The following is a 16,371-nucleotide window of genomic DNA, read 5'->3' on the forward strand; positions in this document are numbered from 1 at the left end:
CAGGTCTCCGGGTTCAGGAAAGGAGGAAAAAAGTCAGGACGAGGTACAGCGCTACGAACCGGATCACGACGGATAGGAACTGACGCTGATTGAGCTGGTTTTCTGCCCAGCCGACGTAGGCGGTCCGGATGGCCCACACGCCCCAGAGTAAGAGCACAGCGAATACCGCACCGACCAGTGCCGAGGCCATTGCTGCGGGAGCAATCCCCCCGTTGGCGAGGAAGGCAGAGGTTTGTGCGGGCGTCATGGCTGCTGCTCCTGGGTTTGTAGAGGCGCAGAAAGCTCTGTCTCGGCTCGATAATCACCGTCGAGTTCTTGCAGATCGCGGGGCTGGGCGCGGGATGGAGTGAGATGGAACTGGATGCCGGCACGAACGTGCGCGAGGTCATCGAGTAACCTCGGGTAGTCGAAGTAGTAGCGTTCGCCCGTTGTGACCAGCGCCTGGGCCGCACTTTGAGCAATGAAGCGCTCCAGAGCGTCGAGCTGGCGCAGTGCAGCAATGAGATCCTGGCGCTGCGCTGCTGCGGCCAGTGGCACGACGGCCATCAGGGCGGTCATGAACAGAACCGTCGCGCCGCAACGTACGACGCGGAGCGGAAACCGTAGCACCATCGCACCATTCCTCGTCAGATCAGTAATGATCCGATCATGGCGAGACGGACGCCTTCAGGCCACAAACAATGGGGACTGCACAGTTACCGTATTAGTGAGCAGCGCTGGGGCAACAGCGGGAGGGGAGAGGCGAAGAAGAAGCCCCGGATTGACCGTAATGCAGTTCACTTGAGTGGAGCAGCCTTACGATCCAACGGATACCAGGTTTTGGAAATCTTTACCGTCCTTGGCCTTCCCCGCTTTGGAGGGTGATCCTATCCCGCAGCAGAAAGCACCAAACGGCAGCTACAACCAAACGGTAGCTACAGTTCTTGCCAGAGCACTGGCACCGCCCCGCCTGGTGGCAAGCCCAGTGCCGCCAGCAAGAGCAGCTTGGAAGGCCATTCATCCATATCGCGCACTGCGATGACCCAGTGTGCCTGGGTTACGCGAGGTTGCGCGAGCAGTGCCTGAAAGTACACCGCATCAACATCCGACAGCGAGTGGCCGAGCACGACCACCTGTTCGATGGTGGCCAGGGAGTTAAAGAAGGAGGCGTTCTGGGCGATAAGGTCGGCCGAGTGTTTGAAGGTCGACGAAAAATAGTCGTCGATGATGCCGTTGGCTTCTATCAGGCGCGCGTCGGTTTCTTCGATACCGGGGCGATCATTCAGTGAGCTTCTGGACGACGGACTCCAGGCATGGCCGAGGATCAGCGTATCGTCTGGTTGTGTGGCGCAGCCGTGGATAAACAGCACCTGCTGACGAGCAACATCATAAACGGCGTTCAGTGTGCTGGTGTAGTTGAAGCTCAAGAACAGTGCCTGACGATCCAGCCTAGACAGTCGTTGCGGGGTGGTATCGCGTGTGGGAACGGGTAGCGCACGAACCCAGTCGGCGAAATGAGTCTGCAGTTCCTTCGAAAGCCGATCAACGACATTTTTCACTTCATTCTGAAAGTCGTGATGCCCTGAATCACTCCAGGCCTCGTCTCTGTAGGCCGCCATGAAATGACCGAGGTTGTCGATCAACATATCTGCATCCAGCTCGGTCAGCGCCAGTTCCAGTCCGTTCCAGTTTTCTCCGGCAGAGAGGTACTCCTCCACTTCACGGTAAACGTCGCTGTCCGTGTCCTGAACGTACTCCTTGAAGTCTCCGAGGCCGGATGGAATGCCGTGCCAGAGGTCAAAGCCGTTTCCGATGATGTAGAGCGTGGTGGGTACCATTTTGTTTTCCGTCGGTTTTTTGTGCTGATGATATGTGAGCCAGAATGACTTTCGATCTATGTTAACAGAGCAATGCGGGACATCGTTCAAGGCAAGTAGTAGGCTCTCATGATCTAGGTGGTGGAACCACTTAATGTGTTCAGAACTTTGAATGGAGAAAAGCAATGAACTGCTTGATTAAACACAGCCAAAGCTTTGTTATTGAAAGCCTGGTAAAACGATTGATCGCAGATATCAATATTTATTCTCATTTACTGACAACGGTAGATTGGCAGTTGCTAATAAGCTTGAACAATGCTGTTGGTGAGAGACAGAACTGCCAGAAAAACTGCTTAGGGTGTCTGGAGTTTAGCAGCATGTTGCACATACTCTCCACTTTCATTCATGGAGTTTCTAGCGCAAACAAGAAAAGCGAAGCGATTGTCACGGAGTTGTGCCGTATCTTTACTGTTCCGAATGATTTAGATCCAGTTGTCCTTGCGCTGGATCTGGTTGTTTCTCCCAATTATGTTAAGTCAAAAATTTCCGCAGAATATATTCTGCTCTATGAGAAATACGTTGATGCGGTGAAGAGCAATATTTCCCGCTTGGCGTTGGATCATTTCCTTCATGAACAGGCGAAGTGTAATGACACAATTCTCGCGCACGTAAATCTGGATCAAGAGCAAGTGATTGCTTATCAGACGGCAGAAGCATCTGCTGGTGATGAATTATTTTATGTTGACCAGAATGTTGTTAGCAAATATGGAATAGATCAAGGCTTCAGTCGGCAGATAGATAACTTTAAAAACAAGGTTTCTTGCAAGTTTGTTTACAGCCCCTATGTAATTGAAGATGGTGTAAAAATGAGCCGTGTTCGGCTTGCTGAATACTTTGATACGATTGAAGCACTCACGGAAAACACTATGCTGGTGCGATCCGGTAACGGTGTGATGTTTGCCAGGGAAGATATTCAGGTTACATTCGATCGCGTTTTGCTCTGGAGAAATGCAACAAGGGCTGCTGAGGATTTGAAGGTACAAAAGATGCACTACAATCATTGGGGATATCCTCATTATTCAAGAGGGTCAAAATTGTCGAATCGGGTTAATAAAGATATTCATGTATTCTTCGAATCCCTGCGCCCCTATCTGGATGACATAAGTTGTGACTTTGATTTCAATGACGATGGGAGTGATCGGGAGCTGTGTCGCTGGCTATGTGCGGCAACGATCGGGAAATCTTTCTCCTTGCGGGAACTTGTTGATAGGTCGATCAGATATGAAGGTGATACTGGATGCATGGTGTGCATTGAGGATCTGTGCGACTTCCTAGACTTGATAAACTATCAGACGGAGCCTCTTTCTGAACTGACCAAGATTCGGAGCAGTGTTCAGGATACAGAGCACTTGAAACTTGCTTGGAAGGCAGACTATTTCGTGACTGATGACAAGAAGCTGCGTATACGTGGCGATTTTATTTATTCAGTCCTTGGGTTAGGCACAAAGTTCATAAGCATCAAAGAGCTTAAAGAAAGGGTCGTCAGTGCGCTCAAGGAATGACTGATCAGTCACTCCTTGAGCGACTAATGTCCTGTATGGGTATGGTGTCGATCACAAGTACTTCTTGAAACTCCCCGCAGTCAGATTCATTGCCAAATACAGCAGTCCAGCACTGGGTAGCAGTATCCATAATGGATGTAGGGATACCGGCAAGGCCAGATAAACCACCCACGGCAATACCAGCAGCGGGATGATGGACGCTTTGGCGCGGTGGTATATGAATCCCGATTCCCGCCCTGCGCCGAAACGGCGGATGTCCCGTCGCACCAGCCCATCGACCAGGCCGACGAACGCTGCGAGGAAGAACAAGGGCAGCGTCAACACCAGCACCAGTAGTCGTACCAGAAACGTCAGCGTGATGTAGGCTGCGGCAATCAGGTAACGCTCGCTCCAGACATAGACCTGGCCAATGAAGTAGCGGAAGTCCCGTATCTCTGCCCTACCCGCCTGCCGTACCTGGCCGGCTGTAGCTTCTATTCTCTCGATCAGTCCCGTTCTGATAAACAGCCAGTGATATCCGGTGTCGACCAGCTGATGGGCGGTACGTCCTGGCTCCTGCACGATGGCACTGCGGGTAAAGTGACCTGACAGATGGCTCAGTTCGCTGTGCAACATGGACTGCGAATGGCGCCACCCCTGCTCTTTCCAGAACAGGTGCATGCCGATGCATTCGATCACGATAGACAGCAACAGTGAGGCAATCAGCAAACCCAGCAGGCGAAACGGCAAGGTAACCAATCCTGCAATCAGGCCACGCCGTTGATTATGCTGGGTTCTGGCGGTGGACACGGTATCGCTCACGTTGACGTGGTCTCACTGGCGTCGTCGGTGCCCTCATGATCATGCAGCAGATCGATTGGTAGATCCTGATTCTGTAAACCCGGTGTACCCAGGCTGACCCACCACTGATTGGAGTCCGTGTAGCTCTGGCGCATATAGTCGGCCATCTGCCGAAGGTCATCTGGCATGACCTCATCCTTATCGGGGGCTGGCAGTGGCATCCGCACCTTCCACAGCTGACCGCCCTGTATAAGCGCAAAACACTGTCCCTTGGATAACTGCACCACATGAGAGGGATCAATCATCGGCACGCTGGACATGCTGATACGATCCTGCGTATTGCTGGTGAAGTCAGCTGACCCTTGAATGTCCGAGCTATCCGTGGCGCCACTGACAATGGTGGTGGAGTAGACCTCTACCTTGGGCAGTTGCTTGGTCAACAGCTCCGCAGTAGCCGTCTCTCTGACTCGGAGCATGAACAGGTTATTGAAGTTGCCGATCACCTGCCCCGCCTTTGCACGGTTACCTAGACGAGCCTCAATGTCCGAGAGGGTTTGGGTGTAAGCAGACACCTGGATGCCTGCCCCGCCCCCTTTGTTAATCATGGGAATGAATTCGTCACCCATGAGCTCGTTGAACTCATCCGCGTGAACGTTGATTGGCACTCGAGCGTCTGCCACTGCGCCCGGCAAACCATCATCAATTCCGTGTTTGTAGATGTGGCCAGCGACCGACACCATGTCGCTGAACATGGAGTTACCGACTGCTGCAGCTACCTCGGCATCCGACAGGGCATCCAGGCCAACATAGACAATGGCGCGTTTTCGGATGATCTGCATCCAGTCGAAGATGGGACGGGAGTCGGACAGGTCCGAATAATCCGGCGCGAGCAGCTGGGCGATCTTGCCGCTGGTGAGCTTTTCCAGCAGCGGCAGCAGGCTGGCGACGATCTTGTCAAAATAGGTTTTGTCATAGCGGACGGCGCTGCGCAGACCATCCAGTACCGGGTCGTAGTTACGCACCTGGCTCAGGTATTGCTCCAGTGCGACCACGCGCTTCTCGCGCCCGATCATGTTGCGCGGGATGTTTCTGTCGTTGAGCCGCCCTTCCAGCTGGACAATGACCTCCCAGGCCTTCGGTTCAGTCTTGGCAAAGTAATGGTGAGCGTACTCAATGAACAGTGCATCGATGTTGACCACATGCTGCTGGATCAGCAGATAGTCCGGGCGTCGTCCCAACTCGACCAGGGCGCGCGCGACGATATTAACGAACCGCCAGGCGAACTCCCGGAAAGCGGCTGAGTTGCCTTCGCCGGAAAGCTGGCCCGCTATGCGCGTAGCAACTTCCGAAATACGCCCGAAACGCCCCACAGCGTTATAGCGAGCACTGATCTCTGGCCAGCCAAGGTGAAACACATAGAATTCACCCTCGCGACCAGCGCGCTTGGCTTCCACATACATGCGTTTGAGAAGATCCGCATCACCTTTGGGATCGAAGACGATAACCACCTCATGCTCCCCGGCTGCACTCTTGCGGCGGATATCCTGGGTGATGAACAGCTCGGCCAACCGCGTCTTGCCCACACGCGTGGTACCCAGCACCAGCGAATGGCCCACCCGCTCACCCAGTGGCAGGCTGACATCCACTTCTTCCGGCTCGATGCCGTGCAGTCGAGGGAGGCCACCCACCGGTGGCAACGGTCGCACCGGGTTGAATGGCACGTCCCAGCCGGTGAGCTTCATCAGATGCGATAGTGGGAACGGGGCAAACTCCAGCTTCTCTTCCAGCCGTCGGGCCAGCCGGTATGCCGGCGTCAGATCAACATAACGGCGAAATTCTGGACGGTATGTCTGCATCAGCCGATGCGTGTGCTTTTGCTCCCAGAGAAAGCCTCGACCGATAAACAGGCGGTGCTGGCTCACCGGTACGTCTCGACTGGTCACCAGATAGCGTGGCAAACGACGGATATTGCGCTGGTAGCGCAGGATGGCTCCGGCTTGACGCAGTCGCATGACACCCAGGCCCATGAATGCGGCTGCACTACCAATTCCGATGACCGGACTCAGCGCAAGGGACCAGGGTGCTACCAGGCACAATGTCGCAGCGCCGGTGCATACCGCCACGGTGTATAGCTCCACCGCTGGTCGCAACAGTACTTCAACCGGCTGACTCTGTGACATGGATTCATTGCTCGATGCCGGTGGCCGTGATCAGCGCCGGGTAATAACGCAGACCCAGACGGTCGGCCAGATCATCGCCGGCCACAGGTGATAGCGGAACACCAGGCACCAGCGCTCGCAGACTTTCCAGAGCGTGTGCAGTCTCGACATTGACCACCAGGCCAACTGCACCGAGCTCGCGCAGCGAGTCCGCATGATGGTCGAGCCACGACCTGGATGCTTCATCGTCGCCAACAACCACGAACGGGCGCAAGCCAGGAGCATCGATGCCCCGCCTTACCACAGTACCCGGCGTCAGCCTGTCGCTACGTACTGGCAGCATGGCGGACTCATCAGCAGGTATCGCAGGTGCCTGGGGCGTTGGCAAAGCCTGTCTCCTGCCCTCATTGCTTCGCGGCTGAAGGTTCAGCGCTTCGTAGTACGGTAGCGCCGAGGTGCCACCGTGATCCTCGACCACGATCAGTGGATCGGCTGCGTGCAAGGCCAGTGGCGTCGCCACCAGCAATATGAATAGTCCTCTCAGGACGGGACGTGAGTTGTTTGTCATGGTGAGGTCTCTTGTCGCGGGGTAAACGTCGTGATGCTGGAGCGCCCGCTCTGCAGGCGAATGAGGTGTCGGGATACGCTGCGCCGATACCGTGCAGCAGGTTCACCCCCTGCGGGACGGTGATAGCGACCGATCGCCTGAATCCAATCCTCGCCGGGGATATGCTGTTCGCGCAGGATGTCTCCAGCCATACCAAGGTTGCGGTAGGGGTCGAGCACATCGCACGGGTGGGTGAAGCGGTGGGCCTGATAGCCAAGATTGATCTGCGCCAACCCGGCGTCGATACGTTTGGACGATGTGTTGCGCAGCGCTTGTTTCAACCCCGTGCATGCCTCGGCGCGGGTGGGGAAACGGCGAGATTCGCCAGCAACGTTGAGTGACCAGGGCCAAGGAGCGATGCGCCCGTTGTGACGAAACCCACTCTCCTGCAGCGCCACGGCATAGAGCACCACTGAAGGAACACCTGCTCGCTGCGCAGCCAGTTGATATGCTGGAGGCGGAATCTCTTGGGCAAGGGCCGTACCCACATACAAGCCCATGGCGAACAACAATACACCCAGTGTCTGCGAGGCGCTTACGGTTGACGCTGCCATTGGCCGTTCACCTCGCGTACCACTGCCGGCAGATCCCCAAGTAGCTCCATTGACAGCCAGCGTCCACCGTCATGATTCAATGTGATCGCGCCGCTACGCACCTTGGCCGGATCAATACCCATACGTTTGGCCAGATCACGGATGCGTGCATCATCCTGACGGCTATCGACCATGTAAATATCAAACCCGGTTCCAGAGGTTTGCAGCCGCTGTACGAGCTGAACGCAGGCCGCACAGTCCTCTTTTACAAAAACAGTCATGCGACCATTACTACGCACCGCAGCGTTGTCTGGCACGGCATCGGGTAGACTCACACGCTGCATCCCGGGATACAGGCGCTGCCAGGCCTCATCGTAGGCGCGTTGGTAGGCTAGTAGCTTTTCGACACGGCGCGATTCGGCCTGCACCTGCATTTCGGCATAACGTTGCCGCTCTTCGTCAGAGCGAGCTTCGATTCCCAGTGCTGATAGTGGGTCGAGGTTTGGCGAATAGATGCCCAAGGGCCCTTCCATCAGCTCTCGGTAGCGTGAGAACTCGTCTTCGCGCAGACCCCAGTCCTTCGCCAGACGTATGTCCTGACTAGCCGCGACCTGGCTCTGGCGGGTATGAATCGGCTGGATGCTTGAGTCCTGCAGGGACGCCTGCTGCGCCGACACCGGGAAGTTCAGCCCAACGAACACCGGCATCAGCATGATGAAAGGAAGAATCGAATGGCGTTTCATCACCCGGGGCTCCGCATCAAGGAATCGCCAGGCGGCGAGTCTGACCATGGGACTGGAACACGGCGGTATCAGACTCGACGGCCTGCAAGCGCCACGGGCCAACAGCATCGCCCGGCAACAGCACTTGAATTTGTTCAGTGGTGAGATAATCGGCGGCTGGCGCGACGGATACGCTGCGTTGACCTGCGCGCAGCTCGGCACCTACAACGCGAAACGGCAAGGACTGCGGCACTGGCTTGGTCACAGTGGGCCTGGTCGAGCGTGGTTGGGCAGGTACTGGGGCACGCGCCCTCTTATGACGCGCCATGACTTGCTCGAACTCACTACGCAACGCTTGAACGTCTTCCGTGAAAGCAAACCCATCCAATGCCTGCTCAACCAGTGCAATTCTGTCCTCCATCGCCTGGCGGGTGGTTTGCAACTCTGCATCCGTCACGCCCATAGGCCGCTGCTGCAATACCTGACTGGTCTCGGCCAGCCCGATGAGCTGTGCTTCCAGGTGCTTCAGACCGGCATCGAGCTGCTGCTCTTGGTGGGCCATGTCATTCATCACCCGAGCCCCAATGAATACGAAAATGCTGAGACAGAGCAACCAAAGCCAGAGGACAGTGACCAAGGCTATTACTCGCCGGGGAGACAGTCGCATGTTGATCATGGCTGATCTCCCGTTAACGGGAACGACCTGGCCGCCTCTGTGACTGTCGGTTCGGGTGTCGGTATAGCTGGAGTTACACCCCCTACCCGCTCAAAACAGATCTGGCGTTTACCGTCATCCGAATGCAGCTCCCAGGCTGGCCCAGCCAGGGTGACCAGCGCATCACGCAGGGTCATTGGGCCGAGATGCAGGTGTGCTGCCGGTAGCGGCAGCACATACAAATCGGTTACGGGGTGTGTCTTTTTACAAAGCTGGTAGCCGCTGCGCTTGAGCACATGGCGTAATCCATCACCGACAGTGGCATGGACATCCCCGGGTATGGACACATCGACGGTTTGCAGCAATAGATCACGCTGCGCCGCCGTTGGTGCCAGTTCCACCAGGGTATAGCGGTTATAGCGAACCACTGGAACAAACTCAGTCGCTGCCTCGGAGGTCTGCCGGGCTGGCTCAATGGCCAGAGGCTCTATGGGTACGGGTGTGCTCACGCAGCCCCCAAGGGCAGCAGCTGCACCGATCACGCTGCAGACAATCAGGCGCGGAAACGAGAGGGTTGCGTACATGGGCTTGGCTTCCTATTGCAATAAGCCAATACCTTCATCGAGCCGTGTGTTCAGATCAGCAGAGAATGGGAACTGGGGCAAACCGGGTTCTAATGGTCATCCTCAAATGGCGGATGCTGCAAGTCGACTATCCGGATTTACGACAGATCAGTGGGTGGAATGAACCTCGCTCATAGGGAGCAAGGTTCTTCTGGGTTAGGATTTCAGTTGGCGCATGCCTTCTGTAAGCATCCACAATGATCGATTCAGACGCAGGTTCTGGTCGATGCCAAGCACCGCCCGTGTTCTCTGTCTGCGACCATTGGCCGTGCGTGCTGACAAACCGCCTTTGATGAGGTTTTCCTGGATTCGATTGAATGCAGACCACAGGGTTGGCTTGTGATCGTCATGACGCCTGGGGGCAAGCAGTTGGTCCTCTGTGATCGGCGCTCCCTGTTCAGGATCGTCGTATTTGAGCGCCAATGTGGCACGGGCAAGAAGATGCTCTTCACTCGCATCCAAGGTGATGGCACGCATTTCCTCACGTGCTTGATCGACACGCTCAAAGCCCTCAAGGACTTCATAGGCGCCTTCAATCACCTGATCAATAACATCGCCCTTATGGGGCACACGAATATCGGCGGCGGTATCACCGCACACCAACCCGTTGTGACAGACAAAGCGGAACATACCGGCAAGCATCTGATAGGACGATGATCCGTCGTGGGAGTTGAGGAGGATAATTTCATGTGCCTCACTGTCGTTGATCTGACTGGCGTGGCGCAGACGGATGAGGTGCTTGGTAAAGTCCCGGCGTTCTTCATTGCGAACGCGGGTTTGGCAGACCATGAATGGCTCAAAACCTTCCTGGCGCAGCTTCGATAGCACAGCGACTGTGGGAATATACACATACCGCTCAGAGCGGCTGCCATGAGGTGTGTCAGCGTAAATGGAAGGTACTACCGCACGAATCTGGTCGTCCGACAGCGGACGATCCGAACGCAGTACCGGTGCACGAGTTGAAAAACGTGAAGCGAGAGACATGACTATTCTCCTGAGATAACAATACACCCCGCCAAGATGTTGATCGTGGCGGGGTGATGGACTGGGACGTAATGAATGCTCTCTGAAAGGGAGCCTGGAAAGTGCCCCCCGAGGGGGGTGCTTGATCAGAACGAGGCAGCTGATACCTGCTCTTGCGGTGCAGTAGCGCTTTCCTGATGTTGCTCGGGAGGCGGCATCTCTGCTGCTGTTTCAAAGTCACTTCCACTGACGTCAGCCGTGACTTCGTTATGTATTGAGGACGACAAAGTGTCCGTCGCCAATTCAGGGTAAACCCGCTGACCATCAATCTTGATGAGACCGATATGGACCAGTTTCGACTCCAGGCTGACACCGGGCTCCCCTGCCTGCTCACCTTTGGTACGCATGTAGGGGTCGGCCTTGATATCATTTAGCCTGAAAGCGATCAGTACCTTGCGATCAGCCTCAATGGCCTCGACACAGCGACGAACCAGGTGCTGAGTGTCAGTCGTTGCAACAATAGTATTGATGTACCGATAGTCAGGTTCACCAACTGGCCCAGCCAAAGCTCCGATAGAGCACGCCAGGAAAGGGTCACCTGCCTGCGGCGTAACTGCCCGGGGGCGATTCAGATATCCGATGCCTCGCGTGATCAGCTCGAACTTGTCGAAGTGAGCAAACGCTGCACTATCAGCCAGCTCGGCTTTGAGTAGACGCCCCTTGAGACTGGCTGCAGGCTCGCCTGCTCGATCACCCTTGTTGCGAATGAAGGCATCACCCCAGAGATCACCAATACGAAAGTGAACCAAGGGACGTTGCTTGCCATCATCAACACCAACATAGCGGGCCACCAGTTCTTTGGCCTTGGCACCTGACACCTTGAGATCAAAATAACGATAGGTGGGATCTTTGACCGAGCCAACAAGGGCTGCGATTGTGCATGCCAGAAACGGTTCAGCACGCCGACCGCCCCTGACGGGGACTTTGCGGACACGCTGCAAATAGCCGATACCTGATGTATGAAGGTCGAAGTACTGCTTTTCAGTGGAAGTCGTGCTCATGGTGAATCTCCATTGGAAAATAAAGCGGAGACACACCAGCCCCAGGTTGCGGGGAAAGTGCGTAACCCCGCGCTGGGTTAAGAAGGCAAGCATCCTTCACCGGTAAACCGATGACGTTCGCAAAAAACCGGATGCGGTGCGAACTGGATCGGTCACACAGCATGCGCTGCGTCGCAACCTCTAAGACCGAGGGTTGCCTGGCATGTCGCTGACAACGTCAGCAAGCATGGGGCAAGCCTTACACCATCCAGACTTACCTGCCATCGAGAATGGGTTCCATCATTCGACCGTATTTGAGAATTATCATGGCGGGATGAACGCAGCCTCGGGAGTTGCTGACGAATAAGTTGGTGGTCCATGGAAAATCTCCAGGGAAAAGGGACTTCCCAGCCTCTTGAGTAAAACGGGCTGGTACGAAGGGAAAGGAAGGTGAACGCAGACCGAGCCTGTCAGACCTCCATAAGCGGTAGGTCTGGTAGCTCGGGCGCATCCGCATCAAAAATGAGAATGCGCACGTCAGCCTGGCCAGCCAGGTGAAGAATCTGTACCAGGTCATCTGGAATGCCCTGCGACAGGTACTCCCAGCGCAGTTGCTCGGCGGTGATACCATCAACGTGCATCAGGTTCTCATCCGTCCAGGGCGTGGCGATCAGCTTGACGCCGAGGGTCGAGCCGTACGGGAAACGAAAGACCTCGAACAGGAGCCCACTCGGTGTGGCAATGTCCGCAAGCTCCGACAAGTAACAGCTCGACGCTTTGGTGATATGAGCGGTGCTGATTTCCCAGACACGACCGTAAACGCCTGTCTCGAAACTCAAGCGGCTCATCACTTTACGTGCGGCCTCCTCCAGGTAAAAGTCCCCTAAATGCACAGGTTTTCCATCAAAGTCCTGACCGCTAATGGCATAGACAACAGAGCGCACAATACCCATGGATCGGCATTGGTCTTCCAGAGATTGCGGCACCTGCTGGCCTTCCGTAATCACTGCAAAGTAACCATCAAACACACAAGGGAATTGGTTAATCTGCTCTTCGGACAGGTGTGCCTGAACAGGATGCAGTGACCGCCAGACTGGAGGGTAATCATCTGCATGGGTAATAAGTAGCTGCCGGGCTATGTGCAAGCTGCGGTATCCGCGGATAAATGGGTTATCAAGCTGAGACATCAGGTTTCTCCTACAGAGATTGGGCAAGAGCCAACCCCTGCTGGGATTAGCTCCAGCAGATGGGAAACGGAAAGATTGAAACGAGGGGCAGTGTGGCGTCGAAGTAGACTACCTGTCCCGCATGGGTTCAATGAGAATGAGGCAATACACCGGAGCTGATCTACCAACCGCTGTAGTTCAGCACCAAATCGGCGATCACCTGGCGCCGCTCCAGATCCAGAGCGGCAAGGTCAGCCAACCCCATGAATCCACAGCGTTCGAGCATTGCCCCGCCCTCCTCGGCGTTGTAGAAGCTCACCATGACCGACAGGAAAAGACGCTTTCCGCCACTCAGAATATCGAGCGCATCATTGAGCACCCACAGGTTTGGACATAAGTCCCACTTGTTTGTAGCCGTTCTTAGTCCCGCTTCAGTGCCGTCACCAAACCACTCAGGACCGGCGATCGCGACACCTCGCTTCCAGGCTTGCAAGAAGACGTGAGGCGCACTCACAAAATGGCGTTCTTCGCGCATGCGGTTACCAACGACGCCGACTGGCAGCAATTGATTCATGACGATTCCTCCTGGGTTGGATCAGGGATTGGGCCGCTGGGTCCAGCTACCTTCGTCGAAGGCACGCTGAGCTTCTGCTGAAGTGGGGAAGTACTCGGACTCACGAGAAACCGGGCCTTCAGCATCGCGTGTGCCTATGTAATAACCAGCACCGCTGCAAAGTACTTCCAGCGGCAGATGGATACCTGCGTAGGTCAGGGCCAATTGGCCGAAAGATTCGTGTTGGTTCATGGTCAGACTCCTTGGAAAGCGAGACTGCCCTACCCTTGCGGGATGGCAGCTCCCGCTGGCGGTGGTGGATTAATCAGCATCGACGCATGGTTGCGTACGTCCGCAGACTCGATGCGATAGCGGACTGGTTGGGTAACACGAGATATAAAACCCGCGGCAGCCTGAACCCTTGACTGCTGGCGAATCACCGACAAGGTCGGTAATAGCGGGTACCAGCATCAGTCCGGGCGGTTGGCTACGTCACCCGGAAACGGGAAATTGCAGCAATCGGATTCGTCCGCACCAACAGCGTTATCCAACCGTATGGTTTGTGGGATAAACACGCCGAAGGCACCCAGCCTTCGGCTCAGATAAATAAACCACCCGTGTACTGGCGCAGGCTGCGGTTGTCGGTGAAACCGGATACCTGTATCAGCATTCACCCGACCCTTGTCGTGGCTGAGGTCGGCATTATCTGGCACACATCCGCGCACAAAAGGAGCCCGTTGTTTCACCGGCGGGCACCGGCATCGAATACCGCCAACCCCGAAGGGTCTCCTGATGGCTGGACCTGCTTGAGACAGGCAAGGCATCAGGAGACTCTTCTGAACGAGCGGAAATGTCACTGATCAATGGAATACGCTAGAACGTAATTGGATGGACAAGACCTTCTGACCCTACATAAAAGGGCTCGCACACCGCATTAGAAGGTTTTGCGTGCTGGATACCCCGTCATATTGCGGAGCGGGGTCACGTTGCCGCAGTCAGGTCAACGCGACAAGGGATTTACTGTATCTCATGCTCTTTTCCGGCCATCACGACGCTTGCGGGGCGCGGTACGCTTGCCCGGTTCGATGGTCAGCGTCCCCTTGCATTCGGGGTATTTCACGCAAGACCAGAATGGTCCGTTCTTGCCGCTACGCTGCCGTGTGGCACTGCCACACTGGGGACACGGTGGCCCCTGGGGAACCTTGATCGACAACGATGTATCACGGTACTTCACAATCAACTGCGTCACCCAGGCTGCCTGCTTGTCGATGAAGCTATCAAGAGAGAGCTGGCCGGTCTCGATCATGTCCAACGCCTGTTCCCACACCGCTGTCGTACCCGGATCGGCAATAGCAGCAGGTACGGTCTCAATAAGCGTGAAGGCCGCATCCGAAGCGCGGATGGCCCGTCCCTTCTTGAGCAGATAGCCTCGGCCAATCAAGCCGCTGATGGTATTGGCGCGGGTCGCTTCGGTCCCGATGCCCACGGTGTCTTTCAACTTCTGTTTCAGCCGCGGATCGGACACCAGCTTGGCAACGTTTTTCATGGCTTTGACCAGTTCGCCCTGCGTAAAAGGACGCGGCGGCAACGTCTTGAGTGCCTTGAGGTCGACACTGTCTACCTGGCATGCCAGCCCCCCATAGAGTGCGGGTAGTATCTGGCTGCGGGGAGCCGCATCAGCTTCAACATCGTCGGGCTGTGGCTCGACCAAAACCAGCCGCCATCCTGGTACAACTACCTGATTACCAATAGCCTGCAATAGCTGTTCGCTACAGGAGAGTCTTGCCGTAGTCCGGTCGAATGCGTGGTGAGGAAGAAATTGCGCAAGATAGTGGGCGCGGATCAAACGGTATACAGCCGCTTCCTTGTCGCTCATCGCCGACAGATTGGCGGGCTCGAGTGTGGGAATAATTCCGTGGTGAGCCGTTACCTTGGCATCGCTCCATGCCCGCGAGCGCTGGGCGCGGTCGAGCTGATCCATGATCGGTCGCAGGCTCGGGTCGGTCGCGAGCAAGCTATCGAGAACAGTAGGTGCTTCAGCAAACATGCTGTCGGGCAGGTAGCCGGAATCAGAACGCGGATACGTCGTGGCTTTATGCGTCTCATACAACGCTTGGGCAATATCCAGGGTTTCCTGTACATCCAACCCCAGTTGCTTTGAGCACATTTCCTGCAGGGTGCCCAGGTCAAACGGCAGTGGTGGTCCTTCACGCACACGCTCAGTCTCGACAGATACCACCTGAGCACTGTCGGTAGAGCGTATCTGCTGCTCGGCCAATTGTGCCACCAACTGCTCCAGGCAGCGGCCAGCATCATCAGTGCAGGTATCAGGTGCAACCCATTGTGCGGTGAACGGCTGACCACCTGTAGACAATACCGCGTCAATCGCCCAGTAGGGTGCCGAAACAAAACGTGCTATATCTCGATCACGGTCTACCACCAGCTTGAGCGTGGGGGTCTGAACCCGACCGACCGACAGTACACCATCGTAGCCAGCCTGCCGCCCAAGCACCGTGAACAGTCGACTGAGGTTCATACCCACCAGCCAATCCGCGCGTGAGCGAGCCAATGCCGAGTGGTACATCGGCAGCGTCTCGGCAGAGGGTCGTAATTTACTTAGAGCTGCACGGATAGACGCATCGTTCAACGCGGACAGCCACAGGCGCTCGACCGGACCACTATAACCGCACAAATCGATGATTTCGCGGGCTATCAACTCACCTTCACGATCAGCATCCGTAGCGATGACCAGCTCAGTCGCCTTGGCCAGCAACCCCTTGACCACGTTGAATTGCGAAGCGGTCTTCGGTTTGACCTCCACCCGCCAGTGCGGGGGAATGATCGGCAACTGCTCGATGGACCAGCGTTTGAACTGTTCGCCATACGCCTCGGGCGGTGCTGCTTCAACAAGATGACCTATGCACCAGGTGACAGTGACGCCTGAACCGTTTAAACATCCTGCACCGCGCTGGGTGGCACCGAGTATCCGGCCAATATCTTTACCCTGGGAGGGCTTCTCGCACAGAAACAACCGCATGCTGACTCACCCAATTCGTGATGCTGAAGAAGATGAGATCAAGGGTGTTTGATGGTAGTAATGTGATCAGTAAACAAGCAGAACGCCAAGCCGACCTATTTCAATCAGGTACGATGTGCGAAACACTGGAAAATCAATAAAAAATAGGTATTATTTATGTAAATCAAGATTTTCT

Annotated in this window: 17 protein-coding genes; 1 reads left to right on the forward strand and 16 read right to left on the reverse strand. The window is 55.7% G+C overall.

All coding sequences use genetic code 11. From position 1 onward, the window contains the following. Positions 1-13: 13 nt before the first annotated feature. The 3 genes from CNQ84_RS13875 to CNQ84_RS13885 form a co-directional block, all read right to left on the reverse strand. Positions 14-247, reverse strand: a complete 234-nt coding sequence (locus CNQ84_RS13875; protein ID WP_036989927.1) for a TIGR03758 family integrating conjugative element protein — start codon at positions 245-247, stop codon at positions 14-16. Beyond that, on the reverse strand, positions 244-558 hold the full coding sequence (locus tag CNQ84_RS13880) for an integrative conjugative element protein, RAQPRD family (RefSeq protein WP_425439972.1): 315 nt from the start codon (positions 556-558) through the stop codon (positions 244-246). Before CNQ84_RS13880 ends, CNQ84_RS13875 begins: the two co-directional genes overlap by 4 nt. Positions 559-914: 356 nt before the next feature. Further along, complete coding sequence (locus CNQ84_RS13885) at positions 915-1,817, reverse strand: bacteriophage abortive infection AbiH family protein (protein WP_096005443.1); 903 nt, start codon at positions 1,815-1,817, stop codon at positions 915-917. Between the two features lie 164 nt (positions 1,818-1,981). Between CNQ84_RS13885 and CNQ84_RS13890 the strand changes: the two genes are divergently transcribed. Continuing rightward, entirely contained in the window at positions 1,982-3,358 is a 1,377-nt protein-coding gene (locus CNQ84_RS13890) for a hypothetical protein (RefSeq protein ID WP_096005444.1), read from the forward strand. A gap of 51 nt (positions 3,359-3,409) precedes the next feature. Here CNQ84_RS13890 and CNQ84_RS13895 read toward each other — a convergent pair whose 3' ends face one another. The 13 genes from CNQ84_RS13895 to CNQ84_RS13955 all read right to left on the reverse strand — a co-directional run bounded on the left by CNQ84_RS13895 (position 3,410) and on the right by CNQ84_RS13955 (position 16,196). Then, positions 3,410-4,159, reverse strand: a complete 750-nt coding sequence (locus CNQ84_RS13895; RefSeq protein ID WP_096005445.1) for a TIGR03747 family integrating conjugative element membrane protein — start codon at positions 4,157-4,159, stop codon at positions 3,410-3,412. Next, positions 4,156-6,318, reverse strand: coding sequence for a type IV conjugative transfer system coupling protein TraD (gene traD / locus CNQ84_RS13900; protein WP_096005446.1), 2,163 nt, complete (start codon positions 6,316-6,318; stop codon positions 4,156-4,158). Before traD ends, CNQ84_RS13895 begins: the two co-directional genes overlap by 4 nt. A 4-nt stretch (positions 6,319-6,322) precedes the next feature. After that, positions 6,323-6,865, reverse strand: coding sequence for an integrating conjugative element protein (locus CNQ84_RS13905; RefSeq protein WP_096005447.1), 543 nt, complete (start codon positions 6,863-6,865; stop codon positions 6,323-6,325). Beyond that, positions 6,862-7,458, reverse strand: a complete 597-nt coding sequence (locus CNQ84_RS13910; RefSeq protein ID WP_096005448.1) for a lysozyme family protein — start codon at positions 7,456-7,458, stop codon at positions 6,862-6,864. Before CNQ84_RS13910 ends, CNQ84_RS13905 begins: the two co-directional genes overlap by 4 nt. Further along, positions 7,440-8,150 carry a TIGR03759 family integrating conjugative element protein gene (locus tag CNQ84_RS13915; RefSeq protein ID WP_096005478.1) on the reverse strand — a complete coding sequence of 237 codons (711 nt, stop codon included), beginning with the start codon at positions 8,148-8,150 and terminating at the stop codon, positions 7,440-7,442. Before CNQ84_RS13915 ends, CNQ84_RS13910 begins: the two co-directional genes overlap by 19 nt. A 46-nt stretch (positions 8,151-8,196) precedes the next feature. Further along, positions 8,197-8,835, reverse strand: coding sequence for a hypothetical protein (locus tag CNQ84_RS13920; protein ID WP_096005449.1), 639 nt, complete (start codon positions 8,833-8,835; stop codon positions 8,197-8,199). Next, on the reverse strand, positions 8,832-9,398 hold the full coding sequence (pilL2, locus tag CNQ84_RS13925; protein ID WP_096005450.1) for a PFGI-1 class ICE element type IV pilus protein PilL2: 567 nt from the start codon (positions 9,396-9,398) through the stop codon (positions 8,832-8,834). Before pilL2 ends, CNQ84_RS13920 begins: the two co-directional genes overlap by 4 nt. Before the next feature lie 195 nt (positions 9,399-9,593). After that, entirely contained in the window at positions 9,594-10,421 is an 828-nt protein-coding gene (locus tag CNQ84_RS13930) for a DUF932 domain-containing protein (protein WP_096005451.1), read from the reverse strand. A 125-nt stretch (positions 10,422-10,546) separates the two neighbouring features. Next, on the reverse strand, positions 10,547-11,461 hold the full coding sequence (locus tag CNQ84_RS13935; RefSeq protein WP_096005452.1) for a DUF3577 domain-containing protein: 915 nt from the start codon (positions 11,459-11,461) through the stop codon (positions 10,547-10,549). A 449-nt stretch (positions 11,462-11,910) separates the two neighbouring features. Further along, a complete protein-coding gene (locus tag CNQ84_RS13940; RefSeq protein ID WP_096005453.1) occupies positions 11,911-12,627 on the reverse strand; it encodes a DUF5983 family protein in 717 nt (238 codons plus the stop codon). A gap of 160 nt (positions 12,628-12,787) precedes the next feature. After that, on the reverse strand, positions 12,788-13,180 hold the full coding sequence (locus CNQ84_RS13945; protein WP_096005454.1) for a hypothetical protein: 393 nt from the start codon (positions 13,178-13,180) through the stop codon (positions 12,788-12,790). Positions 13,181-13,201: 21 nt separating this feature from the next. Then, entirely contained in the window at positions 13,202-13,411 is a 210-nt protein-coding gene (locus CNQ84_RS13950) for a hypothetical protein (RefSeq protein WP_096005455.1), read from the reverse strand. Between the two features lie 775 nt (positions 13,412-14,186). Beyond that, positions 14,187-16,196 carry a DNA topoisomerase III gene (locus CNQ84_RS13955; protein ID WP_096005456.1) on the reverse strand — a complete coding sequence of 670 codons (2,010 nt, stop codon included), beginning with the start codon at positions 16,194-16,196 and terminating at the stop codon, positions 14,187-14,189. Between the last annotated feature and the right edge of the window lie 175 nt (positions 16,197-16,371).

Origin of the sequence: Pseudomonas abyssi (genome assembly GCF_002307495.1) — a bacterium.
Taxonomy (GTDB): Bacteria; Pseudomonadota; Gammaproteobacteria; order Pseudomonadales; family Pseudomonadaceae; genus Halopseudomonas; species Halopseudomonas abyssi.